This window comes from Chelatococcus sp. HY11 (assembly GCF_018398335.1).
Lineage (GTDB): Bacteria > Pseudomonadota > Alphaproteobacteria > Rhizobiales > Beijerinckiaceae > Chelatococcus.
Genome location: NZ_JAHBRX010000002.1, coordinates 1,187,325 through 1,212,366 on the forward strand (window position 1 = coordinate 1,187,325; position 25,042 = coordinate 1,212,366).

Sequence of the window (25,042 nt, forward strand, 5' to 3'; positions counted from 1 at the left end):
GCCTAGCCACCCGGCGGAAAGCGCTCGCGCCAGTGGCGGGCTATGTCGGCGCGCCCGCAGATCCAGGCATCGCTCGCGGCCGTGACGTGATCAAGGAACCGCGCCAAACCGGCAATGCGGGCAGGCTGGCCGAGAATGCGCGGATGAATGCCCACCGACATCATTTTCGGATGTGTACGTCCTTCGTCCCGAAGCACATCGAATGCATCGCGCAGCATGGAGAAAAACTCCTCTCCGCTCGACACGGCGTTAGCCAGTATCTTCGCGTCATTGGTAACCATGGTATACGGGACCACCAGTTGTGGAACGCCATCGACATCGACCCAATATGGCAGATCGTCGGCGTATGAATCGCTGTCGTAGAGAAATCCGCCCTCCTCCATGAGGATTTTTCTTGTATTAATGCTTGCCGCATAGCGACAATACCAGCCAAGCGGACGACCAACCGTTGCCGTCATGGAGGCGACTGCCGCGCGGATCGCAGCCCGCTCGGCCTCGCGTTCCATGAGGTAATGTTCCACCCAGCGCTGGCCGTGGCCGCAGACGTCCCACCCGCTGTCGCGCACCAGGGCGGCAACCGCGGGGTTGCGCTCGAAGGCGAGCGCGCAGCCGAAGACGGTCAGTGGCAGGCCGCGCTCGGTGAACTGCCGCGCCACCCGCCATACACCGGCACGGCTGCCGTATTCATACATGCTCTCGGCCGCGAGATCGCGCGCGCCTTCCGGTACGCGCGGCGCCAAGACCTCCGTCAATGCCTTCTCCGAACGCCCATCGCCGTCGTCGATCGCGTATTCGGACCCTTCCTCATAGTTGAGGACGAAATTGACGGCGACACGCGCTTCGTTCGGCCAGGCGGCATGGGGCGGGTTCTGGCCGTAGCCGACAAAATCCCGCTGCAGATGCTTGTGCATGTCAGTCCCCTGGAATCCGGCTGGGCCCAGCGGCACGGATCGCGTCCGCGCTCAGATGCCGGTCACGCTGTTGTAGGTTTCGAGCTCTTCCGGCGTGTAGACCTGCATGAACTCGATCTCGATGCCGCCGGCGTCGTTGTCGAGAAAGGCGACGAAGCCCTCAGGATGGGGATGGCTGCCGTAGACCTGGCAGGCCTGGCAGATGCGTGTCGCGCCGCCATTCGCTTCGGCGTGCGCAAGGGCGGCGTTGATGTCGTCCACCGCGTAGCAGATGTGATGCAGGCCCTCGCCACCTCGCTGCTTGATCCAGGCGGCAAAACGTCCGTCCGCATCCATCGATTGGCAGAGCTGGTATTCGATCTCGCCGAGATTGAAGATCGCGACGCGATTGCGTGACTTTTCGTATTCATAAATCGTCGAATCGGCGGGAACGCGCAGAAATCGACTATAGGCGGAGAGCGCCTCCTCCGCGTTCCTCACGGCGAAGGCCATGTGCTTGATGCCGATGATGTTGGGGTTATCGCTTTTCACGGAAGCGTTCACGCTCGATGCTCCTCGATAGGACGGATGTTCATGGCTTCTGGCTCAGGCACCCAGTTGGCCGGGCTCCAATTCACGCGCTTTGGGAAAGCGTCCGGCAAAGCCCCCGGACGGCCGCCGAGCCTTCACGTCGCGATCCTCCCGCCATCGATGACAAGGCCAATGCCGGTGATGAAAGACGATTGCGAAGAGGCCAGGAACAGCACCGCATCCGCGATCTCGGCGCCGGTTCCCATGCGCCCCAGCGGCGTGATCTGCCGCCAGTGTTGCTCCATCCCCTCCGGATCCTCAGAGCGATCCTTGTTGCGCCGGTTCATCGCGGTGTCGATCACGCCGGGATTGATGGCATTCACCCGGATGTTACGCGCGGCATATTCCATGGCGAGAACGCGCGTCATGGCCATGACGGCACCCTTCGATGCCGCGTAGGAAATATTGCCGCCGACATTCGCGAAGGCGCTGACCGAGGAATTATTGACGATGGCGCCGCCCCCTGCCCTCAGCAAGGCAGGAATGGCGTGCTTGCAACCGAAGAAAACGCCCTTGAGATTGATGGCGATGACCTGGTCGAACAAGTCCTCACTGACATCGGTCGACGGCATGGCCGGCTGTTCGATGCCGGCATTGTTGAAGATGACGTCAAGCCGGCCGTAGCGCTGCTCGGCCGTGGCGACAAGCGCCTGAACCTCGGCCTCGCGCCTCACATCGCAGCGCTGGAAAGTAATGCGCCCGCCCGCGGCTTCCACCTCGGCGGCGAGGGTCTCGCCGGCAGCGGCATCCACATCGCCCACGACGACGGCGGCGCCCTCGCGGGCAAATGCGAGAGCTGTCTCCCGCCCCATGCCGCCAGCGCCGCCGGTCACGATGGCCACTTTGCCCTGAAATCTCAACGGTGCCTCGCTACGCCGCGCCCGACTGCCAGGAGGCTAGCGAATGACTACTTGTATTACAATATCAATCCAATAGGATACCCAAAACCATCGCAACGGGGCCGCCATGACAGACCATGCGGAGGAGATCGACCAGGCGGCCGTTGCCGTGTTTTTCGACCTCCTCATTCCGGGCTCCAGTGCTGCCGAGCCCACGGGAAGTTGGCCGTCTGCCTCCGAAGCGCTCGCCGATGACGACGATGTCTGGATGTCGCTCGACGCGGCCAGTCGTGCATGGTTAGGCGCGAGCGCGAAGCTCATCGCCAGGACGCCCGGGCACCAACGGGTCGCCGCCATGGCGGCGCTCGAGCGCGCCGAGCCGGTCCCCTTCAATCTGGTAGTGCAAGCCGTCTATGGCGCCTATTACTCCGCCCCCCTCGTTGCTCGACCGATCAGGGCGCTGGCCGAACGCGGGCCGGTCGAGCCCTCTCCCTATTTCGATCCGAGCCTCGTGCGCCGCGTCGTCGAAACACAGGCCGGACGGAGGCGCTTGTGAACAGTCATGATCGCGACGGGACGCCCGTCATCCTCTCGAGCCCAGCCGATATGGCGCCGGGGGTGAACTACGAGCACGCCGCGCGCGCCGGTGATTTTGTCTTCGTCGCGGGCCAGATCGCGCGCGACGAAACGGGTGCCTTGGTCGGCCTCGACGACCCCGGCGCCCAGGCCGCGCAGGTCTATCGCAACATCGGCAAAGTCCTGGCCCATGTCGGCGCCAAGCCAACGGATGTCGTGAAGGTCACCACCATAACCGTCGACCGTGCCGATGGCCCAGCGGTGACGGCCGAGAGACTGAAGTTCTTCGGGACGCATCGGCCGCCCCATACGGGGATGATCGCCTCGGGTCTCGGCTCGCCGGAGGTCCGCGTCGAGGTTGAGGTCGTAGTCTATTTACCAGTCATTCATGAGGCGGTAGCCTGATAGCGGCGGCCCCGGCAGGTCCTCATCAAGGCGGACTGGCAGGTCGCGGGGGCATTGTCAGCGATATCACGTCTTGTTCGGATGTGAGCATTGCGCACCCATCGCAAACCATTCGAAATGCTGAGCTTATGCCCCATTGCGAAGTTAATGGGGAGTTAAGTTCTTTCAGATGGGAGGCCTTGCCGCAGGCTTTCGATAGCTTGCTACCGCATGTCAAAAATCAGCACACCACCCAGAGACGCCTCAAGCGACGTGTTATGTCTCAAGGCCCATCTTCTGGCTTCTGCCATGCACGGCGGCGCTGAACAACGTGTACAATCAACATCCGGTCTCGTCTAGTGTGTTTGCAAAGCTGGCCGGGCCGTTGTCAACGCTGGCGTGCGGTGTCGCTCGGCGTCTCGCCAAACAGGCGATGGTAGTATCCCGCAAAGCGGCCCAAATGCGTGATGCCCGTTTCCAGCGCTATATCCGTCACGGACTGGCCAGTCTTGCGGGCTGAGCGCAGCTTCCGGCGGCTTTCATTGAGCCGTGTCCGCAAGACGTATTCGGCCGGGCTTATGTCAAACGTGGTCCGGAACGCATATTCCAGCTGTCTGCGGCTCAACCGCAGCTCCTTGCAGAGCCGCATGACAGACAGGCTTTCACTCAGATGCGTCCTAATAAAATCGTCGGCTTTCCAGGCCTGGGCAAGGCGGCGCGTCAAGGAGCGGTCAAGCTGTCGATCGGCCAACGCTCGGTCAAGAGAAGCCTCAGCAATGGCCCCAAGATACTCGGAGACAGCGATCGGCATGCGCCACTCGCGCTGTGCATCGTTTTCCCCCAGACGACTGGGAAGAGCAGCGAGACGGCTACCGACATAGCGCAGTCCCTGTTCTGAAAGCCTGATCGCCCTAGGCGCATTTGGGGTACTGTCGACGGACAGGCGTGTGGCGGTTTCCTCGATATCCAGCCATGTCTCGGTAGGCAACACCGCGGCTGTCCAGGCAGCGCCGGGCTTGATGCTGGCAAAGATATCCTGGCCATCGGGTATGGTGAGCACGATGCCGGGTTCAAGCGGAACATTGCAGATCGTCGCCTCAGCCGGACGCGTCGCCATCAGGACGACAACACAGCCGCGTTGGAAGCCTCCACGCGCCCGGACATGACTGTTCAGATAGGACGTATCAAGCGCCCAACCTTCAGGCGACTGAAGTTGTCTGATCCTGGAGGTCGATCCGCCAGCCGACAGGACATCTACGGATAGGGGGACATTTGACGCAGCGTTTGACAACTGGTCCGGCGAAAATTCGATGAAGCCGTCCCATCTCGAAGGAAAATGTCGGTACATGGGCCTCCCGCTTTCTTTTGCGCAAAGCGGATAGAAAGACTAGCACGGCGATGTAAGCATACAAAGCGGACGACACGGATGTCTCCAGCGTCGGCAAGGTTGCGGGCCAGTCGCTGGCGAGGGCTCATGCAAGGCGGAACAGATATGACTGCTACAACTACCGCCAAGTCCGGCGTCTCGCGTCGGGCGCTTCTGGCTGGTCTGGCGATCGGTTTCGCGGGTACGCGCGCCGCCTCGGCCCGGGGTGTCCCGCCCAACATCATTTACATAGTCGCCGACGACCTCGGATGGGGCGATGTGGGCTTCCACGGCTCCGACATCCCGACACCCAATCTGGACGCGCTGGCGAGAGGCGGCGCCCCGCTGGAGCAATTTTACACGCAGCCTATGTGCACGCCGACGCGCGCGGCGCTGATGACCGGCCGCTATCCGCTGCGCTACGGCCTCCAGACGGGTGTGATTCCGGGCGCGGGAACATACGCAATTCCGATGGATGAGTATCTCCTGCCGCAGACCTTGAAGGATGCTGGCTACACCACCGCGCTCGTCGGTAAATGGCACCTCGGTCATGCAAAACCTGAGTTCTGGCCAAGGCAACGCGGCTTTGATCAGTTCTACGGCGCGCTGGTTGGCGAGATCGATCATTTCAAGCATTCGTCACATGGCGTCCCAGACTGGTATCGCGACAATACGCCGATCGAGGAAGCCGGCTTCGACAACAGCCTTTTTGGAGAGGAGGCAGCCCGAGTCATTCGAGGGCACGATCGTTCCAGGCCATTGTTTCTCTATCTGGCATTCACGGCTCCGCACACGCCGTTCCAGGCACCGCAGGACTATCTGGAGAGATTCAAGGATATCAGCGACGAGAACCGTCGTGCCTATGCCGCAATGATCTCCGTCATGGATGACGGAATAGGCAAAGTCGTCACGGAACTCGAAAAGCGCGGCATGCGCGACAACACTTTGATCGTCTTCCACAGCGACAACGGCGGTGTGACCAGCTCGATCTTCGCCGGCGATTCAAAAGTAGCCGGTGGCCTTCCCGCGCGTAACGGTCCGTATCGCGACGGCAAGGGGACGCTCTATGAGGGAGGAACAAGAGTTGCAGCCCTCGCCAACTGGCCCGGCCGGATAAAGCCTGGAGCTGTTAATGCGATGATCCACGTGGTCGACATGTATCCAACCATCGCCGCTCTGGCGGGAGTGGAAACCAGCAAGACCAAACCGCTGGATGGCCTGAACGTCTGGGGTGCGCTGGCCGGCGAGGAACCATCGCCGCGTGACGAAATCGTCTATAACGTCGACCCAATGGGCGCAGCTGTACGCAGGGGCGACTGGAAGCTGGTGTGGAAGGCAGCCTTGCCGCAGCGGCTCGAACTTTTCAACCTCCGCGTCGACAAGTCGGAGACACAGGACCTTGCCGCAAAGAACCCTCAGAAGGTTCTTGAACTGAAGGCGCGTATAGAAGATTTGGCCGCAGAAATGGCACCCCCGCTTCTGTTGATGGAGGCGGTACGCCTGACTTTCTACACGCCCCCGGTGACTGCCGATCCGGCCCTACTTTTCAATTTAGGCGATTGACAGATCGCTCCTGCTTACAAGGCCCGCCGTGAATTTGGAGCTTCTCCCGCCGAGCGAGGTCCGTCCGTTCAGCCTCGCAGTAACACTGCCTCAGACCCAGGCTGCATGACAGCTCCGGCCACCCACCTTGGTTGATGGCCATAATAGGTTTTCGTCACGATCCCCGCTCCCGGCTAGGCTGGTTTCAACGCATATGCGGTTTGGAAGTCGGCGATGTGCTGTTGTCCCGCTTTCTGTCCCTGCTCCCGATGCGCCCTGCTTCGCCGCTCCGGAGCCTTTTCCGCAAAGCTGCACTGACGGTGATGGCAGGGGGTGTGGCGGTCGGCGTGGAATGGCCCTCGCCTTGCGGGGCCTCCACGGCTGGAGCCGATGCTGCAAGCCCCTCCCCTCCCCCGCCCGCCTTCAGCTGCGCCGTGAGCAGGGCAAGGATCATCGGCGCGGTCGAGAAGCGTCCCGCAACCGCGCGCTCCGTGAGATGACGCAGGTAACCGCCTGGATTGGCGATCCCTTCGGAGCGTTGATAGATGGCGGCGAGCAGGGTCGCGGCCCGCTGCGGCCCTAAGGTCGCGCAGGTCTCCTCCCAGCTTCTGGCACGGATCGCGAGCATCGGCCGCACCAGTGCGGCGAGGCTGAGGAGGTCGCGCCAGTCCCGGATGGGTCGGCCCTGGGCCAGTTCAACGAGGGCCGGGCAGGCCTTGATCACGGTGGCGAGGCTTGGGTCCGGAGCGGGATCGCTGAACCCTTTGCGGGGACTTTTCGCGAAATCTTTGGCGAGCCCCCCGGCATGACGATCCGCTGCGGCCCGCTTTTCGGGAGCTGCCCCTTCTTCTTCATCTCTCGCATAGCTTTTCTCAGATTCAAGATGGGATTCTGGGTTTGACTCCTTTATGTGCCCGCCAGAATGGGACTCATTGACGACCTGAATCCGGGATTGTGTGAAGTTTTCCAAGGAGGTGCGGATATCGCGCCAGAGACCGCCGAGCTCGCCGCAGATCGCCGCGATGATGGCGGTGCCGGCCTGCCGCGGGAGCCGGCCGATGATGTCCTGATAGCGATGTTGCAGGCTGTCCCAGGGGCCGGGCGCGGCTTCCTGGCGGGCGGCGGCGATGGTCTTGACGATATCCCGGCGCAGGAGGGTCAGTTGCTCCCGGGCGACCTGTCTGGCGTGTTTATCGGCCTGGACGGCCTCGGCCATGGCCTTGAAGGCCTCGGCGCGGGCGACGATTGGTGCGAGATCGAAGCCGTAGACCTGCGCGATGTCCCCTGCCCTGTCCTTGCGGGCGAAGCGTTTGCCGTTGGGACTGTCGCGGCGGATGACGAGGCCGCAATCGACGAGGACGGCGAGATGGCGCCGCAGGGTTGTGGCGGGCATGCCGTTGGCGCGGGCGGCGAGTTGTTCGTTGGAGGGCCAGACGATGATGTCGGCGCCGCCTGCCAGGGTGGTTTCGGGATGGAAGGACAGCAGGGCGTTGAGGATGGTGAGGGCCCGGTCTGTGGCGCCCAGCCGGTCGCGTGCCTCGCGGATATGGTGGAACACCTGCCATTTATGGACGATGCGATCCTTCGGGGCCGCGCGTACGCTGGTCTGCTCAGCCACCTGGGCGAGCGACATCATCCGCCGCCCGAAAGGCGTCGTTGCAATATGCGTCTGCATTCTCTTTCACCTATCGCTAGGCAAAAGAAATCTGCTCGCCGAAACGGCAATTATCCCCAACGGGGACTCTTGACTGTGATTCCGGGAAATGCGATTCTCTAGTTCTCACACAGGAGAAGGCTTCCGGGACGGTGTTTCGGGGGCCTTTTTCTTTTGCTGCCGCTCTCCTCTCACATAGTCAGACCTTCGAAAGCCGGTTATTTCCGGCTTTCGTATTCGGCGTAGAGCCTGGGTAGCTCGTTCAGCACGAAGTCAGCGAATTCGGGCGCCTGCCGTCTGTCAATTGTGACAGACAGCTTTCGCTCGCTCTGCTCCACCCGCGCCAACGGCGATCCATGCCGGGACGTCCAGACGCTGGGCTCACGCGAACCGCCCGATTTCGGCTTCAAAGCGGCCAGAACGGCTTTGAACCGGGCATCGGATGAGAGACCCGCGAAGCTATTACTGCGTACAAGAGCGGTGGCACGGTCCTGCGCATCAGATCGCGAAAGCAGGTCCGCCAGCTCGATCCAGTTGCGACGCCCGATGCCATGGGCGGGGCCGATGGCGTCCACGAGCTCATCCGGAATTCGGGTGACCACGGACAGCATATTGGACAAGTCGCTCTTATAGATCGACATGGCCGCCATGATCACGTCGCGCGTGAAGCGCGACTGGAGATTGCGGGCAAAGCGCGCCTTCTCGATAAAGGTGAGGTCACGGCGCTCGTTGTTCTCTTGACCTTGCGCGACGACTAATTCTTCGTCGCTGAGGTCGCGCACCACGGCACGAACCCGCAGGCCGAGTTCAATGGCTGCCTTGAGCCGCCGATGTCCGAAGGCAACCTGATAGCGCCCTCTCGCTTCAGGATGAGGCCTGACCAGGATCGGGACTTGCTGTCCCTGCTCGCGGATTGAGGCCACAAACTGGCGCTGGACATCGTCGTCGACCGGCATGCGATCGGTGACAAAGGATGGATCGATTTCCGCCGGATCCAATTCGACGATCGTCTGGCCTGCGGAGAGTTTTCTCTCGATCTCATCCGCGCGGCGCGTCCGTTCGGAGACCTCGCCGAGAGATTGGCCGATAGCGCCTACAGGCGAACGATTGGGATCAATTGCAAGACCGGCGACCCCCAGCAGGGGGCGGGATCTGGGCCGGCCCTCCAGGCGAACAGGCGCCTCCGGCGTTGCGGAATCCGCCGCGCTCGTGGCTGTGGAATCGAGAGTTGCGAATATGCGCTTTCGGCTCATGCGGAGCGTCCCCAAGCCTTTCTGATGAGTTCTTCGATCTCACCATTGACATTCTGCATTGCCTCAACGGCGCGGTCGTAGGTCGAACGGGTGAACTGGCTGCGTTCGACCTCAAAGAGCGTCTGGTTTGTCAGGCCAGCATCGGAGACAGCCGTGCTCTTGAGCATCGGATGAATTAGAACGTGATCGTTAAAAATCGAGCGCAGGAAGGCGACCATCTGGTTTTGTGGGCCGTCGCTCGGCTCGAAGCGTGTCACGAGATATCTCAACCAATTGTAGTCGGACGTCGCGCCGACGCGGGAGATCTCATCGAGCAAGTCCCCCGTCATAGCCAGAAACTGGCTCATGGACATCACATCGAGCATCTGAGGATGAATAGTGATCAGGACAGACGTCGCGGCCGTCAGCGCGGAAAGCGTGAGATATCCGAGTTGGGGCGGGCAATCGATGATGACCACATCATACAGGTCCTGAACCTGTGCGATCGCTTGGCCGATCCGTGCGAAGAAGAGCGTATCGCCAGCCTTTCGCGTCATCAGCGCACGTGGCGTGTCATGCTCGAACTCCATGAGCTCGAGATTGCCCGGAATGAGATGGAGATCCGGGATATAAGTGGAACGGACAATCTCGGCGACTGGCCGCTGTTCCTCGTCGTAACGGATCGCCCCGTAGAGGGTTTCGTTCTGGCCGACATCGAGCTCGGGCTGTTCGCCAAAGAGAGCGGAAAGGCTAGCCTGGGGATCGAGATCGATCGCGAGCACCCGGTAGCCATGCAGAGCCAGATGCTGAGCGAGATGGGCCGTCGTTGTCGTTTTTCCCGAGCCGCCTTTGAAATTCATCACGGAGACGACCTGAAGCGCCTCGCCTTCCCTCCTCCACGGCAGATAGCGGCGGGTGCCGCGACTGCCGCGATCGAGATGGATTCGCAGATTATGGATATCCTCGACCGAGTAGGTTCGCCGTCCATTCGTGACCAATCCGGAAAGACCGGGCGTTTCGGCGGCGACCTGACGAAGATATCCTTCCCCGATGCCGATGAGCCGCGCCGTTTCGGCGGGGCTAAACTGTCGAATCGTTTTTTGCGCATGCGGTGGGAAGGTGGTCGCGTGATGGATCTGCAACTGGCTGGTGAGCGCGCTGGAATGGCGTTGAATCACCCCCTTGAGATCCTCGGGGGACACACGCTGCGGATCGGGTGCCGTCTGTGCCATTGTCGATATGCCAACCTTGAATCCACAACTGCGGTTTTGAACGCGGATTGCGCAGAAGACCGTAGTTCCCATGAGTAAAACCGATTCTGAGGTTTCCGCAAGGGATATTGGGTTAATCTAAGGTAAATGGCAGTCCGGCTGCGACAGTTGTTTGCCGGCCGGGATAGTCTGCGATAGCTATTTCATTGGATGAGGCTGATGGAATCAGCGTCGGACACTTATCGAAATCCCACTTTGGATGCGCATTTTCCACGATTCGGATCGGCGTTAACATACCGCTTAAAGCGGAGCGTTGATGTGATCTGGCCGCCATATGTTAGTTGTGCCTGCCCATCTCCGTCGCCTGTCGGCTAGTCTTGCCGCGAACGAAACGAACACTTTCCGATCCTGGGCATTGGGTGAGTTAGCCGCGGCTAACTCTCGTCGCGCGGTGGTCTGACGAAAGGAAATGTCTCCTTCATCCGGGTGTCCCGGAGTTCCAAGGGTGAAGGCAATTGGGGGCGCGCAGCTCGCGGCATGATCTTGAGTCGGGCAATCGCTCGGCATAAAGCTGGATAGTCGACTGACACGATGCAGCCTCCGCTCGGCCAGATGGGTGCGCTGACGAAACATATGTCCAATCTGTACGGGGGGCTCGGCCGTCGCAGTTAGCCGCGGCTAACTTCAATGTCCGCGAGCGGTGAGGTTCTGTTGTGCGGGGGGTGGTCGAGCGCCTCGATACGCAGTTACAGGGTGACCTGATTGCTCTTGATCGGGATGGCGGTTGAGAGGAGGGCTTCAATGAGAGCATGGAGGCGATATAGGCGTCGCGGTAACGGGGCGAGTACATCGCTGATCGGTCCTTGATTCGGCGCGGTCTGTCACCTCGTCATCGAGGCGACCCCGATCGTTGAGTGCGCGCGCCACACGCTGTGCGACGGCGGTGTCCCGTCTTTGCCTGCTTCGGGGGGCGGTCGTTCGGCGGCGGCTTCCCCTTGAGGGTTTCAGAGGGGGAGCCTGTCGCCTCGTGGGGATTGGGGGTGGTATGCCCAGGTAGTCTCAGGACATACCGTTGGGTCATCCCCTGGCGTATGCTTAAAGACGGCACGCAATGAATGACCCGGGAATGCGTCTTCCTCGTTCCCGCTCGGTGATGTCGCCGTGCACGCCGGCGGCAAGCGCGACTTGCTTGACAAGCCGAGCGACCTGCCGATCCGTCAGGCGAGCGGGGCCAACGTCCTTGCCCGCGCCGGTCATGCGGCGGAAGAGAGGGGCCATGCGCGGTCCTTGTTAGGCCTCGCCAAGTTTCCAACGCTGTGACAGGGCAGGTGAGGCCGGAGGGCCGCGAATATGAGCTCTCCCGGCAGGATAGCTTTCTTCGGCCGGGGGAGGGACTGCGTTGATGGTGCGAACGCCCGCGAGACAGTGGTGATGTGGCAGGCGTTGCGATCACGAGGGGCCCGCGTTGGGCGTAGCTCCATGCCAGGGCGGAGAGCCGCCGTCCAATGGTCGAGGCAGAGCTTGTCATCCCGCCCGAGGTTGCCACTCCCGAGGCGCGGGCTGCTATACGGGCGCCCACAATCTGCGGATTAGGTGTGAGTATTTCCCGATCCGGCCGGCGCGCCCGGGCACAGAAATGGCTCCAGTCAGCCGCATATGCGCGTCGCGTATTGGGGGAGGTCCCGGCTCTGAGAAGGGAGCCCGCAGGTGCGGTCAATTGCTCGAGGCGAGTAGGTGCGCCCCGTAGCCGATTGAGCGGGGCCCTCGGGCCCAGGAGGGCAGGGGGAGCGTGTGCATCCCTGTCCAATGGTGCCGCTCCTCTGCTGGAAGAGCTCGACGATCTCAATCGCTGCTCATGCCGGATCCTCACCCATGAGGCTCGGGGTCCCAGGGATCGATCATCGAAGCTCCGGTGTCGGTGAAAACCGCGCCACGGCGGGTGACAAGCAAGAGGTCGTGGACGATGGCGGTGGCTGCGAGCAGGCCGTCGATGCTCCTGCAACTGCTGGTCCCGACAATCCGGCCCCAGGTCGTCGCAATCTGGTCGGTAACCGGAAGGATGCGATCGGCGTGATTATGACGAAGTCTGCGGAGCCATTCGACAAGAGGCTGGGCCGTATCGGAAGATGGCGTCTGCTTGTGGGCGATGCCACGCGTAATCGCGCCAAGGGTGAGGACGCTGAGATGAATGCTAAGTGGATCAACCGAGCGCAGCCACGTAGCCGCCTGTGGCGCTCCCCTTCGGGCCGCGACGATGAACTCAGTATCAAGGAGATACATCAAGACACCTCGCCGTTGGACGGATCGTCCCGCAAGATCGCCATGGCGAGATCATCGTCCCAGGTCGGCCCTCCGAGCAGGTCGTCGACCAAGGTCGGCCGGCCAGCACGCAATGCCTCGAAGTTCGCTACCGACAACACGACGGCGGCGGGGGCCCCTCTCAAGGTGACAAACTGGGGGCCTTCATGGCGTGCTTGCTGCACCACCCGGGAGAACTGATTCTTGGCGTCCTGTAGCGACCATTCCATCGTTTTCTCATTCTAGCTAGCCTGTCTAGCTATAAAGAACAAAGGTGGGGATCAATGTCAAACCAGATGTAGATGTGGGCAGGGCCGGGGCTGGAAAGAAAATTCGCCGGCTATGCATCCTCAGATCCAGGTTCAATGGACAAGCGCGCGGGTTGCTGGTGCGCGCCTCCACCCATGTTGGTGACGCTAGCACGCGGGGCAGGGAGGTGATCCAGCTCTTGCTTGATGACGCCGCCGTATCCTGCACGGTGCAGACGGCCAGGCTAACCCGCTGGGCTCACGCCGATTGTTCGTGCGAATGACCGCGCGGTGCGCCGTGCGCGAACGGTGGGGCCGCGCCAGCTTCCGGCTCTAGGGGCTTTGAGCCATGGCGAGGCGCAATGGGACGGAGGAGTTGTTTGACGCCGACCCGCCACCCGAAAAGCGCTGGCGCAAACGGATGGCTCGGGCGAGGCCGCAATTTTCGCCTCGCCCGAGCCGGTCGCTCGCGAGGTCCTTGCGCGCGTAGTTGGACGTGTTTGCAGCATCGAGCTCTTAAACGACGATATCCACGAGGAACTGCGTGGACGGCCCCTATGAGCTCGTCACTGTCGCTGGCGGCTGGCAACATCGGAACCGGAGTCTACGGCGCCGCGATGCGCGCTGCTGGATGGCTCAGTCCCGAGACGCAATCCCTGTCTTCCTCCGAAGGGTTTATTCTGATGTGCATCGCCTATTTCCAAACCGATCACGCGCGGCGAGCTGGGCCGTTTTCGGTAAGGAGGTCAGCCGCGACAAGATCGGCCATCTGCGTGGCCTTGGCCTTATCGCGTTGGTGATCGACAAGCTGCGCTCTTAGCCCCGCAAAAACTGCTTTGAGGCCGGATGTCGATCATCGCTAACGCACAGGCCCGAACAACCGGACGGAGAATTGTTATCCTCAGCGTTCAGCCCGCGCGCCGGACTTCATCGCGCTTCGGCAGCTTCCAGTCTGGCCGCGGAAAATGGCAGGTATAGCCATTGGGGATCCGTTCCAGATAGTCCTGATGCTCGGGCTCAGCCTCCCAGAAATCGCCGACGGGGGCTACTTCCGTCACGACCTTGCCGGGCCAAAGGCCGGACGCATCCACATCGGCAATGGTGTCCTGCGCCACGCGCCTCTGTTGCTCGCTGGTGTAGAAGATCGCCGAACGATAGCTTGTCCCAATATCATTACCCTGGCGGTTACGGGTCGTCGGGTCGTGGATCTGGAAGAAGAATTCGAGCAGGTCGCGATAGCTGACGGTGTCGGTCTCGAATAAAATCTCGATCGCCTCGGCGTGACTGCCATGGTTGCGGTAGGTGGCGTGAGGCACGTCGCCACCTGAATAACCGACACGGGTGGAAATTACGCCAGGACGGCGGCGGATCAGATCCTGCATACCCCAGAAACACCCACCAGCAAGCACCGCGCGTTCCGTTGTCATGATCTTGGATCTCCTGATGAGGGTTCGTCGCGCATATAAGCATTACGGGGCAGAATGTAAGGCATGAGGGCGTAGGCGGATGGCATTGACCTTTATTTTCGACGGTCCCGAAGCGTCGAATAAGACGATCCTGTTGGCGCATGGTGCGGGAGCCCCGATGGATTCCCCCTCCTTGACCGCAATGTCGGCGGCCTTGGCGGCCTCGGGTTTTCGTGTGGCCCGCTTTGAATTCGGCTATATGGCTGCCCGGCGGTCGGATGCGAGACGCAAGCCGCCTCCGCGCGCCGAAAAGCTCATCCCGGAATATCTGTCCGCTGTCGATGAGCTCGATGCGGAAGGTCTCCTCATCGTCGGTGGCAAGTCGATGGGAGGCCGCGTGGCCAGCATGGTGGCGGACGAGCTTTCGATCGCGGGCAAGGCCCACGGCCTGCTCTGCCTTGGCTATCCCTTTCATCCCCCGGGTAGGCCCGAGCAATTACGGACCCATCATCTCGAGGAGCTGAAGACGCCGACTCTCATCATTCAAGGCACGCGCGACGTGTTCGGGACGAGAGAGGAGGTGTCCAACTTCACACTGTCATCAGCCATCGAGATTGCATGGCTCGAGGATGGCGACCATGACCTGAAGCCACGCAAACGTGTTTCCGGCTTCGCCATGGGCGACCATCTCAAGACCATGGCGGATGCGGTTTCGGTTTGGACCGGGCGGTTGATCGATGTCTGATCCTGAGTGTGAGCTACAGCGAGCCGCCCTTAAATGATCATCACACATTGAGAGAAAGAATTGGCAGCAACGGAGGCCCATTCCAGACGGGGCATTTTCAGGTTATGACCGCGACATGAAGCTGCGCCGTCACTTGTAAATATCTCACACGGTGAAGTACGTATAGGGCAAATGATGACCAGAATTGAGCGATTGACAGTGGGCGGCGAGGCGCTCTTCCAGAAGCTGAATGTCGTCTTTGCCACGGCCTTCGATGATCCCGATAGCTATTCGTCCAAGCCCCCCACCGCTTCCTATCTCGCAGGGCTTCTGGCTAAGGATCATGTGATTGCCTTGGTAGCCATGGACGGTGCCGATGTGGTCGGCGGCATCGTCGCCTACGAACTCGAAAAGTTCGAGCAGGAGCGCAAGGAAATCTATATTTACGATCTTGCGGTTGCTGAGGCCTATCGTAGGCGGGGGATTGCGACCGCGTTGATCGAAAAACTGCGCGAGATCGCGGGAGAACGGCAGGCGTGGGTGGTGTATGTACAGGCTGACTACGGTGATGATCCCGCCGTCGCGCTCTACACGAAGCTTGGTACGCGCGAGGATGTGATGCATTTCGATATCGCGATACAAGGCGGCGCTGCTCATCGCTCCTGAATGCGTCGCGCGATCAAACAGGATCCATGGCCTTACACCATGCGGAGCCACCAAAGTCCTACGCGACGACCGGCTTCAGGAGACGGGAACCGAAACGGCTTCTTGTCGGCATCTGGACGCCGCTCGCGTAACTGCTTGAATTGACGGCGTTGATAGCGTCAATCTCTATAATTCTCGAACTATTGCTTTATCGTGAGGCCCCGTCGTGCGCTGTGCTCGTCGGCTGTCGACCCAGCGTCTGTGAAATACGGGCGGTCTTTCCAAAGACTGTTGCCTATCATTTTTCTGTAGCCAATTTCGTACACGGCGCGCATATATGTTGTACTGAAAGGCTTCGTCATGTCGTAGGGTATTTCCTCGTCTATCGACGCCATGTGAAATCGGATGCCCATCTTTTTGGAATAAGCGTATGTTGCTAGCAATGCGCTGCGCGTCTGTGACTTGACCAAGGACGAGCTTGCCCGCGCTGCAACGATAAATGTATTGTTTGTCGTTGTGGCGAATTCCGGCATAAGGGCGTTATTGACCAGAATATACATGTTAAAATTCGCCGCGCGCGGCCAGTTAGCGTTCTCGGCATCGGCCATCCAGCCTTCCGGAATCGTCAGGACCTGGGAGGCTGAGCCGCCATCGGAGTGCATTTCCTCGAAGTGCTGCAGACCGGACTTTGCCTTGATGAGAACGGCCGGGTAGAGGCCAGGAATGCTCGCGGAGGCTGTGATTATATCTCGAAATAGCCTTACGGCGTCGGGTCGATCGCTGTTCGCGATAGCTCCCATATTCCAAATCACGGCCTTCTGCGAATCGAGGTTTGAGGTCAGAACGAGCAAGCGCCGTCCCTTTCGGTGCTCAGCGGCAATCTTCGCCACGATATCGCGGGTCAAGTAGCGTTCGATCATAGTCCGAAGCGGCTCCTGCTTCAGCAGACCCGCGCCGAGCAAACCCAGCGGCAGGAAATCCATGTCGACCAACTTCTCGGCAACGCCACTTGTATAGAGATCCACGAGAGTCTCGTCATAGGCAGAGCCGAGGAAAGCATAAGGCGCAATCAAAGCTCCGGTGCTGACACCGCTCACGATATCGAACTGCGGGCGTTGGCCCTTCTCCGACCAGGCTTTCAACGCGCCGACACTGAAGGCGCCGCCAGCACCGCCGCCCGATAGAACGAGGTAATTCACCTCCTTATGCCGTGAGACCGGCAGCCAAGAACGCACTTGTGATGGAGTTCCACGCAAATCCGCATCCATGCGGATATTTTCGAATCCTTCGATGCTGGCAGTTGATGCGATGCTCGCATGATAGGGAATTCGCTCAGGCGCTAGGCAGCCGCTCAAGCAAGTGAGCAGGCAAATTGTCGCCAAGCGACAGATCGTCCTAAGCTTACGCATTTTAATATCGCGATGGATTCAAAATATCAGGAGGATATCGATTTGTTATTATACTCATAGTATTCCGCAGTATGAGACGTCCGATTTACTTCGGTACCTGCTTTGCGCCTTTGTCGGTCCATTCGGGGGGTAATCCTAGCTGCCCACCCACGAACCCAGCTATACCCGGATAACGTCCGTAGTTTTCGCAGGCAGTCTGCTTCGGAGCGAGGCCCACTGTCGAACCGATCTTGTGCAGGGCAGGGAGTTCAATCTTGGAGTTGCCGAAGGGGCTCTCGCCTTTAACAAGCAAGGATCCGAAGTCCTCGCCGAATGAGTCCGCGAGATCATAGGCATCGCTTGCCTTGGAGACCCGCGCCGAGCTGAAGAGTGCGTTCGCGCCCCGGGCCCAGAGCATCGCGGCCTGCTGGCGCCCCGAGGGATCGGTGGCTTCTGCCTCCACGGAGAGGTTGCCCATGCCGATAGGGATACGCGGTGTCGGAACCGGGACGCCTACATCCACGAAATTCATGCCGATCGACGTCGCCGCCGAAATACCCGCCGCGACTTCGTTGGTTTCGGTCGCTTGGGTGACGGAAGCGCGCACGATCAAGTCTGCGGCCTGGTCGGCTGTCACGACCTTAAAGCGGTCGCTGAGGCTGACACATAGCGCGCGGTCGGCGGCATTGGCGACGAGCTTCCTTTGCTGGTTCGTAAGCTTCGGCGCAACGCTGTCAGGAAATGTTGTCGGCACGATCTTGACTGTCTTGGCGGCCAGCACCTGCTCCTTTTTGACGTGCATGCGCGATTTTGTAATGAGCCCGTCTGAGGGCGTCATCGAGTCGTAGGATGAGAGTCCGACCCCTTGGACGAGGGGCGCGTTCGCGCAGCCGGCGAGAGCACCGACCATGGTCAGCAGGCCGATATGCTCGGCACCACGAAATGATCGCTTCGAACGCCTCGGATATGCATCAATCGCCTCGCTCGCACTCATGTTCGAAGGGGAGCATTCCCCACCCGAGCGCTCGCAGTTTTTCGATCTCAATCTTGTCGTACCGTTTGCCGCAAACGATATCAGGATCGCCAGGGCGGTGATGCTTTTGCTCCAACCATCCAACACGATCGCGTCGTGTGACGCGACGTTACTGTGGGCAGAGACTATTTTTGTCGAGCAATAATGGAAATACGCGACTGGAATTCGGAGCGGTCGCTCCCGCTTATATTTGGCGGCATTGAGGACACCGAGAAGGCGCATCGTGTTACTCCCGAGACTGGCCAGGCCAGCAGTTTTTGAACAGACAGAGCAGTGGATCTGAGAATCTTCACTCATTCGGCTGCCAGGGGCCGCGGCGTCGACCGAGGCATTGTCTTTGCGCGCGCGTCGCATGGAGGAGTTTTGGCGGTTACGTCGGACCCGTTCCAGACGTCCTCATCCTCGGCTTTGCCGATGAAGCGGCCAAAGAACCGCCCGGCAAGCTTCGAGAGATCGTCCATCGCCGCGTAGAAGGACGGCACGAAGACGAGCGAGAGCGCGGTCGAGGCGATCAGCCCGCCGATGACCGCGATCGCCATGGGTGCCCGGAACTCGCCCCCATCACCGACGCCATAGGCAGAGGGCAGCATGCCGGCGCCCATGGCGATCGTGGTCATCACGATTGGACGGGCGCGCTTGCGGCCCGCGTCGATCAGAGCGGCCGCGCGTTCACGCCCGCGTGCCTGCTCCTCGGCCGCGAAGTCGACCAGCATGATGGCGTTCTTGGTGACGATACCCATCAGCATGAGCAGCCCGATATAGACCGGCATCGAGACGGCGTTGTTGGTGGCGAGCAGGGCGATGACCACGCCGCCGAAGGAAAGCGGCAATGAGAGCAGGATAGTGATCGGTTGGAACACCGAGCCGAAGAGCAGAATGAGCACGGCGAGCACCAGCATGAGTCCGATTGTCATCGCCTGGACAAAACCGGTCACGACCTCGCCCTGGGTCTCGGCGTCGCCGGTCGCTGCGATCCAGACGCCGTCGGGCAGACCAGCCTCGCGGACGATCTCCCGGAACTTCTCCTGTGCCGTGCCGAGCTCGAAACCGTGTTTCAGATCCGCGCCGATCTGCGCTTGACGGACGCGATCGTAGCGGTTGATGGCGCCCGGCCCCTGGCCGAAGCCGATCTCGGCAACCGCCGTGAGGGGCACCGAAATGCCGCTCGTATTGGTGACGCGCAGGGCGGCAACGTTGCGGATGTCTGTGCGGGCCTGTTCGTCAAGCTGGACGCGGATCGGCACCAGCCGGTCGCCAGTGTTGAACTTGGCGAGGTTGGCGCCAACATCGCCGATAGTGGCGACGCGCACCGCTTCCGAGATCGCCTCCGGCGTGACGCCGAGGCTCGCGGCCTGTTCCAGTCTGGGTGTGACGCGCAACTCCGGCCGTGACAACGCGCCCGACGAAGCCACATTGAGGTAACCCTCGACTTGGCGCATGCGCGCCTCGATCCGTGCCACCGCCGCATCGAGCGCCTCGCCGTCCCTCGACATGATCGAGAAGGCCATCGCGCGCTCGCCACGCTCGTTAACGTACCACGCGCGCACGTCAGGCACGCCGGCGAGCTTCTCGGCGATGGTGACCTCAAGCTCCCTCTGCGCGATGTCGCGCTCAGCCCTGGGCTTCAGCAGGATCGTTACGGCCGCTCGGCGGATCTCGCGTTGACCGGCCGGAGAGACGCCACCGAGGACGAGCACATCCCGGACCTCGGGAATGGCGTGTAGCTTGTCGACGATCTGGTCGGTCACGACACGCGTATCCTCCAGCGTCGAGCCGGGCGGCAGCTCGATGCTCGCCACGACGCGGGAGCTGTCTTCGTCCGGCAGGAAGCCGGTCGGCAGCAGCGCCGTCGCCTGGATCGAGACGAACAGAAGGGCGAAGCCGATAGCGAGGGTGAGGTATGAGGTGTTGAACGAAATAAACAGCCAACGGCCCGTCCCGTCGAGGCGCGGGAAGAGCGGGATGCGCCGCTGTGCGATGGTCGCGCGCAGGAGCCGGATATAGCCGCGCATGACGAGGCCGTCTTCCGAGACTTCCTGCCTCGCCGGCTTCAGAAGGTAGGCCGCCATCATCGGCGTGATTAGCCTAGCCACCAGCAGAGAGAACACGACCGCAACCGCAACCGTCAGGCCGAACTGCCGGAAATACTGGCCCGCCATCCCGTCCATGAAAGAGACCGGCGCGAAGATTGCGACGATGGTCAGCGTGATCGCGATGACCGCGAGACCGATCTCGTCCGCGGCCTCCATTGCGGCGCGGTAGGGCGATTTACCCATCTTCATGTGGCGGACGATGTTCTCGATCTCGACGATGGCGTCGTCGACCAGGATGCCGGTGACCAGCGTTATGCCGAGCAGGCTGACGACGTTGAGCGAGAAGCCCATCAGCTCCATCACCCAGAAGGTCGGGATGGCGGAGAGCGGAAGCGCGATCGCGGTGATCAACGTGGCGCGCCAGTTACGCAGGAACAGCAAGACGACGAGGACGGCGAGCGCCGCACCCTCCAGAAGCGTCATCATCGCCGACCTGTAGGTGCCCTCGGTTGCAGTGACGGCATCGTCGATCAGCTTGATCCGGATGTCCGGATGGCGCTCGTTCAGATTGGCGATCCGTTCCGAGACCTCGGCCCTGACGGACAATTCGCTTGCCCCTTTGGAACGGAACACGGCGAACGCGACGACAGGCTGCTTGTCGAGCCGGCCGAAGGAACGCGGTTCGGCGCTCGCATCTTCGACGCGACCGAGTTCCTTGAGGCGGACCTCACGCCCACCAGTCAGAGTGATCTTCGCCTCGGCTAGCTCCGCGACAGTCTTTGCGCCGGCGAGCGTGCGGATGGCCTGCTCCTGGCCTCCGAACTCGCCGCGCCCGCCGGCGAGATCCACATTGGTCGCCCGCAACTGCCGGTTGACCTCGCCTGCGGTGATGCCGAGTGCGAGCAGGCGGTCGGGATCGAGCGAGACCCGGATCTCGCGGTCGACGCCGCCATAGCGCTCGACGCGGCCAACGCCCCGCAAGCCCTGCAGCTCGCGTGCGACGACGTCGTCGACATGCCAGGAGAGCTGCTCCGGCGCCATCCCCGGAGAGGAGGCGCCATAGGTCAGGATCGACTGGCCCTCGACATCGATGCGCTGGACCACAGGCTCGTCGATGGTGCGTGGCAGGTCCGCGCGGATCTTGGCGATTGCGTCCTTGACGTCGTTGACAGCGCGGTCGGTGTCCGTCTCCAGCCTGAACTCGATCTCGGTCGTGGACTGGCCATCAGTCAGTGTCGACGTGACATGCTTGACGCCGGTGATATTAGCGACGGCGTCCTCGATACGCTTGGACACTTGGCTTTCGAGTTCGGCCGGCGCCGCGCCCGACTGTGTGATCGTGATCGAGACGAGCGGCACGTCGATGTTCGGGAAATGCGTGACGGGCAACCGGGAGAAGGAGATGAGCCCGAGCACGCACAGCACGGCGAAGATGAGGATCGAGGGTACCGGCTTGCGGATCGACCATGCGGAGAAGTTGACGTTCACGGCATGCCCTCCGTCATTGCGTCGCAACCGGCGTGATGATGTCGCCGTCGCGTAGGAAACTGCCGGCGCGCGCCACGACCGTTTCGCCATTCACAAGCCCGGAGAGGATTTCGACCCGGCTGCCCTCCACGAGGCCAACGCCAATCTTGCGCGTCGAAACCCTGCCGTCGGCGACATGCTGTACTGTCGGTCCGTTGCGGCCATAGACGACTGCCGAGAGCGGCAGCGTCACGCTCTTGCGCCGTCCGATCTCGATGACACCGCGGGCGAAAGAGCCGATGGCGATCGGGGCAATGCCCGCGAGCGACACACGGACGCGCCCCAGTCGCGACAGGCGATCGACCTCGGGTGAAATCAGCCTGATGCTGCCGGTCAGCGATGACGATGATCCGGATGGCGTGACCGTAACCGGCTTGTCGATTGCAAGGCGCGGTAGCTCCACCTCGGCTACATCCGCCTCAAGCTCAACGGCGGCATCGGCGAAGATTCGGAATAACGGCTCGCTGGCCGCCGTGGAGGCCAATGCGCCCAGCTTGGCATTGCGACGGCTAATGATGCCGGCCGCGGGTGCTTTGATGTCGGTCCGCGCCAGTTTGACATCGATGTCTCGCCTTTGAGCCATTGCCACCGTCCAGTCCGCGGTGGCAATGGCCAGAGCCTGGCTGGACGCGTTGACGCGAGCTTCTGTTGAACGAGCGGCCGCGGCTCGCTGATCGTAGAGTTCCAGTGTCGCGTTGCCTCTGTCATGCAGAGACTTCGTACGCTCGAAAGAATTGCTCGCGTGACGATGGTTGGCTTCTGCCTCGGCCAGCTGTGCCCTTGCCTGGGCAATGACGGCCTCGGCGCGAGTGATCTGGGCCTCGTTCTGCATCTTCTGGACATCGAATGCCGTCCGGGAGAGCCGTGCAAGGACCTGGCCGCGGAAGACCTGATCCCCTGCCTCTCCGAACACGTCGACAATGGCAAGGCCGTCGACCTCGGGCATGACCAGCACCTCATCCCGCGCGACCATGGTGCCGGAAACGATGACGCTCTCGACGATTTCACTAACAGTCGCCTCGACGACGGTGACGGAGGGGCCTGGTGCCACGTGGCTGACCGGAGACTGTGCCCGCAAGGCCGTACCGGCAGGCGCGGCAAGGCCTACAATTAAGGCCGCGACGAGCATAGCGGAGCGGGTCGGTATCATCGGAGAGAACTTTCAGCCTGATCGAAATCGCACGGGCCAGCGGTGGCATTGCCTCGGCGAATGCATGCGCTCGCGAACAGGGAAATCGACTGCTAAGCTTACGGGCTCCTTACGACGGTTACGGTTCGGCACCACGCTGATTGCAAGACTGCTGCAAGGTAGCGGCTCTAGATGCAGCCACATTGGGAGCCCGGAGTACCGGACATGCGTATTTTGTTCGCGGAAGACGACGAAGCCGTCGGCAGGGCCACCGCTGCCTCGCTGACGGCCGCCGGCTTCGTCGTCGATCTTGTTGAGAGCCGTGACGATGCGCTGCATGCGCTGAAATCGCACAACTACGATGCCGCGGTGTTCGACATCATGCTGATGGACGGCAGCGGGCTCGATGCGCTCGCCATGGCGCGCCGGTCAGGCCTCAACCTTCCGGTCCTCCTGCTGACCGCTCTTGGCTCCGTAGACGATCGTGTGGCCGGCCTCAATGCCGGGGCCGATGATTATCTCGTCAAGCCGTTCTCGGTCGATGAGCTGATCGCGCGCTTGCGCGCATTGCAGCGACGGCTCGGTACCTCGGTGGCCATGGCGCTTACTGTGGAGAATGCGTCCTTCGATCCGACCTCGCGCATGATGTCGGTCAATGGCGACCATGTCGCCCTCTCGCGTGCCGAATCCATCGTGGTGGAGCGCTTCATGCGCAGCCTCGGCCGCGTCGTCACGAAGGAACAACTGGCCGAGAGCATCTACTCTTTCAACGAAGAGTATACCGGGAACGCTGTCGAGGTGCATGTCCACCGCGTCAGGCGGAAACTTGAGAACAGCGGCGCGATCGCTTCCATTAAAACGGTGCGCGGCCTCGGCTACATCATGGTCACCGACAAGACGGCATAGGCGGTGCGTTTTGGAATCGCTCAGCTCGCGAATCGTCCTTGCGACAACCCTCGTCTTCATGACAGCTCTGGTCGGGACTTTCCTGGACCTCGCCCATGAGTCGAAATACGGCTTCTTCCGAATCCAGCAGAACAGCCTCACGGTGCAGGTGGAAAGCCTGGTGGACCGTGTTCGGTTCATCGACGGCAAGCCGACGCTGGAACTTGGCAACCTCGCGGCGGAGGCAGGCAAGACGGTTTCCTACGCGCTGCTGGATTCGGAAGGCGGCGTGCTGCAGTCCTTCGGGCTTGCGGGAGTTGCGATATCTCCGGCAATCCTTGAACGCTATGACATCGACTATCCGTTCTGGTTCTCGTTCGCGCGCCTGATCGACGCCAACAGCGGGGACGCGGTCACGCTGATTCTGCCCGATGCGGACGGCGCGCAGCGCATCGTCGTGACGATCCCGGCCCGGGATCATCTTCTGGTGCAGGTCTCGATGCCGTTGCTCGACAACACTATCTCGAATGTGGACGTGCTCTATACTCTGACCGAGGCTTCGGTGGTCGCCGTGATCCTGCCGCTCATCCTGACGATGCTCGCGATCCCGCTCATCGTCCGGTTGACGCTGCAGCCCATCCGGCGCGTCTCGCGTCAGGCAGCCAAGATGGAAGCCGCGACGCTCGATCGCCGGCTCTCCCTACACCGTGTGCCGTCCGAGATACGCGGGCTTGTTCTGGCTTTCAACGACCTGCTCGCTCGGCTTGACAAGGCGTGGCGCCTGCAGCGCGAGTTTACCGCCAACGCGGCGCATGAATTGCGAACGCCTATCGCTGCCCTCAGGGCTGAAGTCGAAGCGATCGTTCCCGCGCCGACACGTTCGATCCTGGCCATTCACTTCGACAAGGTCGCGCGCCTGTTGGCCCAGCTGCTGGCCTTGGCTGAAGCCGACAGCAGGCCCATCGATGCCGCGGCACGCCTCGACCTGATGGCCCTGGCAAGAGCGGTGGTCGCGGACATGGCCCCGACGGTCTTCGCTTCAGGCCGGGAAATTGCCATCGAGCTCTGCAGCGACAAGCTGACCGCGGTGCGTGGCGATCTCGGTCTGGCGGAGATCGCATTGCGCAATCTCATCGACAATGCCGTGCGCCATTCTCGACCGGGTAGTGCAATACGCGTGGTCGTCGACGGAACGCGCATCTCGGTTGCCAATACTGGCAGCGATATTTCGGAAGAGACACAGAAGGCGATGTTCAAACGGTTTTGGAAGCAGGATCGCCGCTCCGGCGGTAGCGGTCTCGGCCTCTCGATCGTCTCTGCCATTATGACGCGCCTTGGCGGCAGCGTGGATGTCTCCTCCTTCAATGGAGCAGCGACATTTGCGTTGAACTTTCAGACCGGCGCGTGCGGTGAGTCCGCGTTTGGTGGTTCGTGAAATGGT

General features: G+C 61.4%; 22 protein-coding genes and 1 pseudogene. 8 read left to right on the forward strand and 15 right to left on the reverse strand.

From position 1 onward, the window contains the following. Positions 1-2 precede the first annotated feature (2 nt). The 3 genes from KIO74_RS26290 to KIO74_RS26300 all read right to left on the reverse strand — a co-directional run bounded on the left by KIO74_RS26290 (position 3) and on the right by KIO74_RS26300 (position 2,341). The gene (locus KIO74_RS26290; protein WP_213338026.1) at positions 3-911 is read right to left on the reverse strand and encodes a polysaccharide deacetylase family protein; all 909 of its coding nucleotides are present in this window, start codon (positions 909-911) and stop codon (positions 3-5) included. A gap of 51 nt (positions 912-962) precedes the next feature. Beyond that, entirely contained in the window at positions 963-1,454 is a 492-nt protein-coding gene (locus KIO74_RS26295; protein ID WP_291978377.1) for a VOC family protein, read from the reverse strand. A 122-nt stretch (positions 1,455-1,576) separates the two neighbouring features. After that, on the reverse strand, positions 1,577-2,341 hold the full coding sequence (locus tag KIO74_RS26300; protein WP_213338027.1) for an SDR family NAD(P)-dependent oxidoreductase: 765 nt from the start codon (positions 2,339-2,341) through the stop codon (positions 1,577-1,579). 106 nt (positions 2,342-2,447) lie between these two features. Between KIO74_RS26300 and KIO74_RS26305 the strand changes: the two genes are divergently transcribed. Both KIO74_RS26305 and KIO74_RS26310 read left to right on the forward strand, forming a co-directional pair. Next, positions 2,448-2,876 carry a hypothetical protein gene (locus tag KIO74_RS26305; RefSeq protein ID WP_213338028.1) on the forward strand — a complete coding sequence of 143 codons (429 nt, stop codon included), beginning with the start codon at positions 2,448-2,450 and terminating at the stop codon, positions 2,874-2,876. After that, positions 2,873-3,301 carry a RidA family protein gene (locus KIO74_RS26310; protein ID WP_213338030.1) on the forward strand — a complete coding sequence of 143 codons (429 nt, stop codon included), beginning with the start codon at positions 2,873-2,875 and terminating at the stop codon, positions 3,299-3,301. The genes KIO74_RS26305 and KIO74_RS26310 overlap by 4 nt, the downstream gene beginning before the upstream one ends. Before the next feature lie 367 nt (positions 3,302-3,668). On the opposite strand, the gene KIO74_RS26315 is transcribed toward KIO74_RS26310, so the two are convergent. Then, positions 3,669-4,397: a helix-turn-helix domain-containing protein gene (locus KIO74_RS26315; protein ID WP_213338031.1), complete on the reverse strand. Its 729-nt coding sequence runs from the start codon at positions 4,395-4,397 to the stop codon at positions 3,669-3,671. A gap of 357 nt (positions 4,398-4,754) precedes the next feature. Here KIO74_RS26315 and KIO74_RS26320 point away from each other — a divergent pair, with 357 nt between their 5' ends. After that, positions 4,755-6,209 carry an arylsulfatase B gene (locus KIO74_RS26320; RefSeq protein ID WP_249731485.1) on the forward strand — a complete coding sequence of 485 codons (1,455 nt, stop codon included), beginning with the start codon at positions 4,755-4,757 and terminating at the stop codon, positions 6,207-6,209. A 184-nt stretch (positions 6,210-6,393) separates the two neighbouring features. On the opposite strand, the gene repC is transcribed toward KIO74_RS26320, so the two are convergent. From repC to KIO74_RS26350, 6 genes are all read right to left on the reverse strand, one after another. Further along, positions 6,394-7,863: a plasmid replication protein RepC gene (repC, locus tag KIO74_RS26325; protein ID WP_213338032.1), complete on the reverse strand. Its 1,470-nt coding sequence runs from the start codon at positions 7,861-7,863 to the stop codon at positions 6,394-6,396. A gap of 197 nt (positions 7,864-8,060) precedes the next feature. Then, complete coding sequence (repB, locus tag KIO74_RS26330; protein ID WP_213338033.1) at positions 8,061-9,095, reverse strand: plasmid partitioning protein RepB; 1,035 nt, start codon at positions 9,093-9,095, stop codon at positions 8,061-8,063. Continuing rightward, the gene (gene repA / locus KIO74_RS26335; protein ID WP_213338034.1) at positions 9,092-10,306 is read right to left on the reverse strand and encodes a plasmid partitioning protein RepA; all 1,215 of its coding nucleotides are present in this window, start codon (positions 10,304-10,306) and stop codon (positions 9,092-9,094) included. Before repA ends, repB begins: the two co-directional genes overlap by 4 nt. Before the next feature lie 1,074 nt (positions 10,307-11,380). Then, the gene (locus KIO74_RS26340; protein WP_213338035.1) at positions 11,381-11,563 is read right to left on the reverse strand and encodes a hypothetical protein; all 183 of its coding nucleotides are present in this window, start codon (positions 11,561-11,563) and stop codon (positions 11,381-11,383) included. 588 nt (positions 11,564-12,151) lie between these two features. Continuing rightward, complete coding sequence (locus tag KIO74_RS26345; protein ID WP_213338036.1) at positions 12,152-12,565, reverse strand: PIN domain-containing protein; 414 nt, start codon at positions 12,563-12,565, stop codon at positions 12,152-12,154. Continuing rightward, positions 12,565-12,813: a type II toxin-antitoxin system Phd/YefM family antitoxin gene (locus tag KIO74_RS26350; protein ID WP_213338038.1), complete on the reverse strand. Its 249-nt coding sequence runs from the start codon at positions 12,811-12,813 to the stop codon at positions 12,565-12,567. The genes KIO74_RS26345 and KIO74_RS26350 overlap by 1 nt, the downstream gene beginning before the upstream one ends. A gap of 367 nt (positions 12,814-13,180) precedes the next feature. Here KIO74_RS26350 and scpB point away from each other — a divergent pair. Beyond that, a pseudogene (scpB, locus tag KIO74_RS32720) lies at positions 13,181-13,624 on the forward strand (SMC-Scp complex subunit ScpB); the annotation flags it as partial. 115 nt (positions 13,625-13,739) lie between these two features. On the opposite strand, the gene msrA reads toward scpB, so the two are convergent. After that, a complete protein-coding gene (gene msrA, locus KIO74_RS26355) occupies positions 13,740-14,258 on the reverse strand; it encodes a peptide-methionine (S)-S-oxide reductase MsrA (protein ID WP_213338040.1) in 519 nt (172 codons plus the stop codon). A 79-nt stretch (positions 14,259-14,337) separates the two neighbouring features. On the opposite strand from msrA, the gene KIO74_RS26360 reads away from it, so the two are divergent. Next, positions 14,338-14,982, forward strand: coding sequence for an alpha/beta hydrolase family protein (locus KIO74_RS26360; protein WP_213338042.1), 645 nt, complete (start codon positions 14,338-14,340; stop codon positions 14,980-14,982). 174 nt (positions 14,983-15,156) lie between these two features. Continuing rightward, on the forward strand, positions 15,157-15,627 hold the full coding sequence (locus KIO74_RS26365; RefSeq protein WP_249731600.1) for an AAC(3)-I family aminoglycoside N-acetyltransferase: 471 nt from the start codon (positions 15,157-15,159) through the stop codon (positions 15,625-15,627). Between the two features lie 179 nt (positions 15,628-15,806). Here the strand turns inward: KIO74_RS26365 and KIO74_RS26370 are convergent, their stop codons facing one another. The 4 genes from KIO74_RS26370 to KIO74_RS26385 form a co-directional block, all read right to left on the reverse strand. Further along, positions 15,807-16,988 carry a patatin-like phospholipase family protein gene (locus KIO74_RS26370; protein WP_249731486.1) on the reverse strand — a complete coding sequence of 394 codons (1,182 nt, stop codon included), beginning with the start codon at positions 16,986-16,988 and terminating at the stop codon, positions 15,807-15,809. Positions 16,989-17,100: 112 nt separating this feature from the next. Then, on the reverse strand, positions 17,101-18,249 hold the full coding sequence (locus KIO74_RS26375) for a DUF3313 domain-containing protein (RefSeq protein ID WP_249731487.1): 1,149 nt from the start codon (positions 18,247-18,249) through the stop codon (positions 17,101-17,103). A gap of 71 nt (positions 18,250-18,320) precedes the next feature. Continuing rightward, positions 18,321-21,548, reverse strand: coding sequence for an efflux RND transporter permease subunit (locus tag KIO74_RS26380; RefSeq protein ID WP_213338048.1), 3,228 nt, complete (start codon positions 21,546-21,548; stop codon positions 18,321-18,323). Between the two features lie 13 nt (positions 21,549-21,561). Further along, entirely contained in the window at positions 21,562-22,737 is a 1,176-nt protein-coding gene (locus tag KIO74_RS26385) for an efflux RND transporter periplasmic adaptor subunit (RefSeq protein ID WP_213338050.1), read from the reverse strand. A 204-nt stretch (positions 22,738-22,941) separates the two neighbouring features. Between KIO74_RS26385 and KIO74_RS26390 the strand changes: the two genes are divergently transcribed. Continuing rightward, positions 22,942-23,622 (forward strand): response regulator transcription factor, encoded by a 681-nt coding sequence (locus KIO74_RS26390; protein ID WP_213338052.1) that lies wholly within the window; start codon positions 22,942-22,944, stop codon positions 23,620-23,622. Between the two features lie 10 nt (positions 23,623-23,632). Then, positions 23,633-25,036, forward strand: coding sequence for an ATP-binding protein (locus KIO74_RS26395; RefSeq protein ID WP_213338054.1), 1,404 nt, complete (start codon positions 23,633-23,635; stop codon positions 25,034-25,036). Positions 25,037-25,042: the final 6 nt, after the last annotated feature.

Bases quoted from the DNA above. Each gene is read 5' to 3' on its own strand.
- KIO74_RS26385 (WP_213338050.1), bottom strand. From the start codon at position 22,737: ATGATACCGACCCGCTCCGCTATGCTCGTCGCGGCCTTAATTGTAGGC.
- repC (WP_213338032.1), bottom strand. From the start codon at position 7,863: ATGCAGACGCATATTGCAACGACGCCTTTCGGGCGGCGGATGATGTCG.
- KIO74_RS26305 (WP_213338028.1), top strand. From the start codon at position 2,448: ATGACAGACCATGCGGAGGAGATCGACCAGGCGGCCGTTGCCGTGTTT.
- KIO74_RS26290 (WP_213338026.1), bottom strand. From the start codon at position 911: ATGCACAAGCATCTGCAGCGGGATTTTGTCGGCTACGGCCAGAACCCG.
- KIO74_RS26345 (WP_213338036.1), bottom strand. From the start codon at position 12,565: ATGTATCTCCTTGATACTGAGTTCATCGTCGCGGCCCGAAGGGGAGCG.
- repA (WP_213338034.1), bottom strand. From the start codon at position 10,306: ATGGCACAGACGGCACCCGATCCGCAGCGTGTGTCCCCCGAGGATCTC.
- KIO74_RS26350 (WP_213338038.1), bottom strand. From the start codon at position 12,813: ATGGAATGGTCGCTACAGGACGCCAAGAATCAGTTCTCCCGGGTGGTG.
- KIO74_RS26360 (WP_213338042.1), top strand. From the start codon at position 14,338: ATGGCATTGACCTTTATTTTCGACGGTCCCGAAGCGTCGAATAAGACG.
- KIO74_RS26390 (WP_213338052.1), top strand. From the start codon at position 22,942: ATGCGTATTTTGTTCGCGGAAGACGACGAAGCCGTCGGCAGGGCCACC.
- KIO74_RS26315 (WP_213338031.1), bottom strand. From the start codon at position 4,397: ATGGCGACGCGTCCGGCTGAGGCGACGATCTGCAATGTTCCGCTTGAA.
- KIO74_RS26340 (WP_213338035.1), bottom strand. From the start codon at position 11,563: ATGGCCCCTCTCTTCCGCCGCATGACCGGCGCGGGCAAGGACGTTGGC.
- msrA (WP_213338040.1), bottom strand. From the start codon at position 14,258: ATGACAACGGAACGCGCGGTGCTTGCTGGTGGGTGTTTCTGGGGTATG.
- KIO74_RS26375 (WP_249731487.1), bottom strand. From the start codon at position 18,249: ATGCGCCTTCTCGGTGTCCTCAATGCCGCCAAATATAAGCGGGAGCGA.
- repB (WP_213338033.1), bottom strand. From the start codon at position 9,095: ATGAGCCGAAAGCGCATATTCGCAACTCTCGATTCCACAGCCACGAGC.
- KIO74_RS26320 (WP_249731485.1), top strand. From the start codon at position 4,755: ATGCAAGGCGGAACAGATATGACTGCTACAACTACCGCCAAGTCCGGC.
- KIO74_RS26365 (WP_249731600.1), top strand. From the start codon at position 15,157: ATGACCAGAATTGAGCGATTGACAGTGGGCGGCGAGGCGCTCTTCCAG.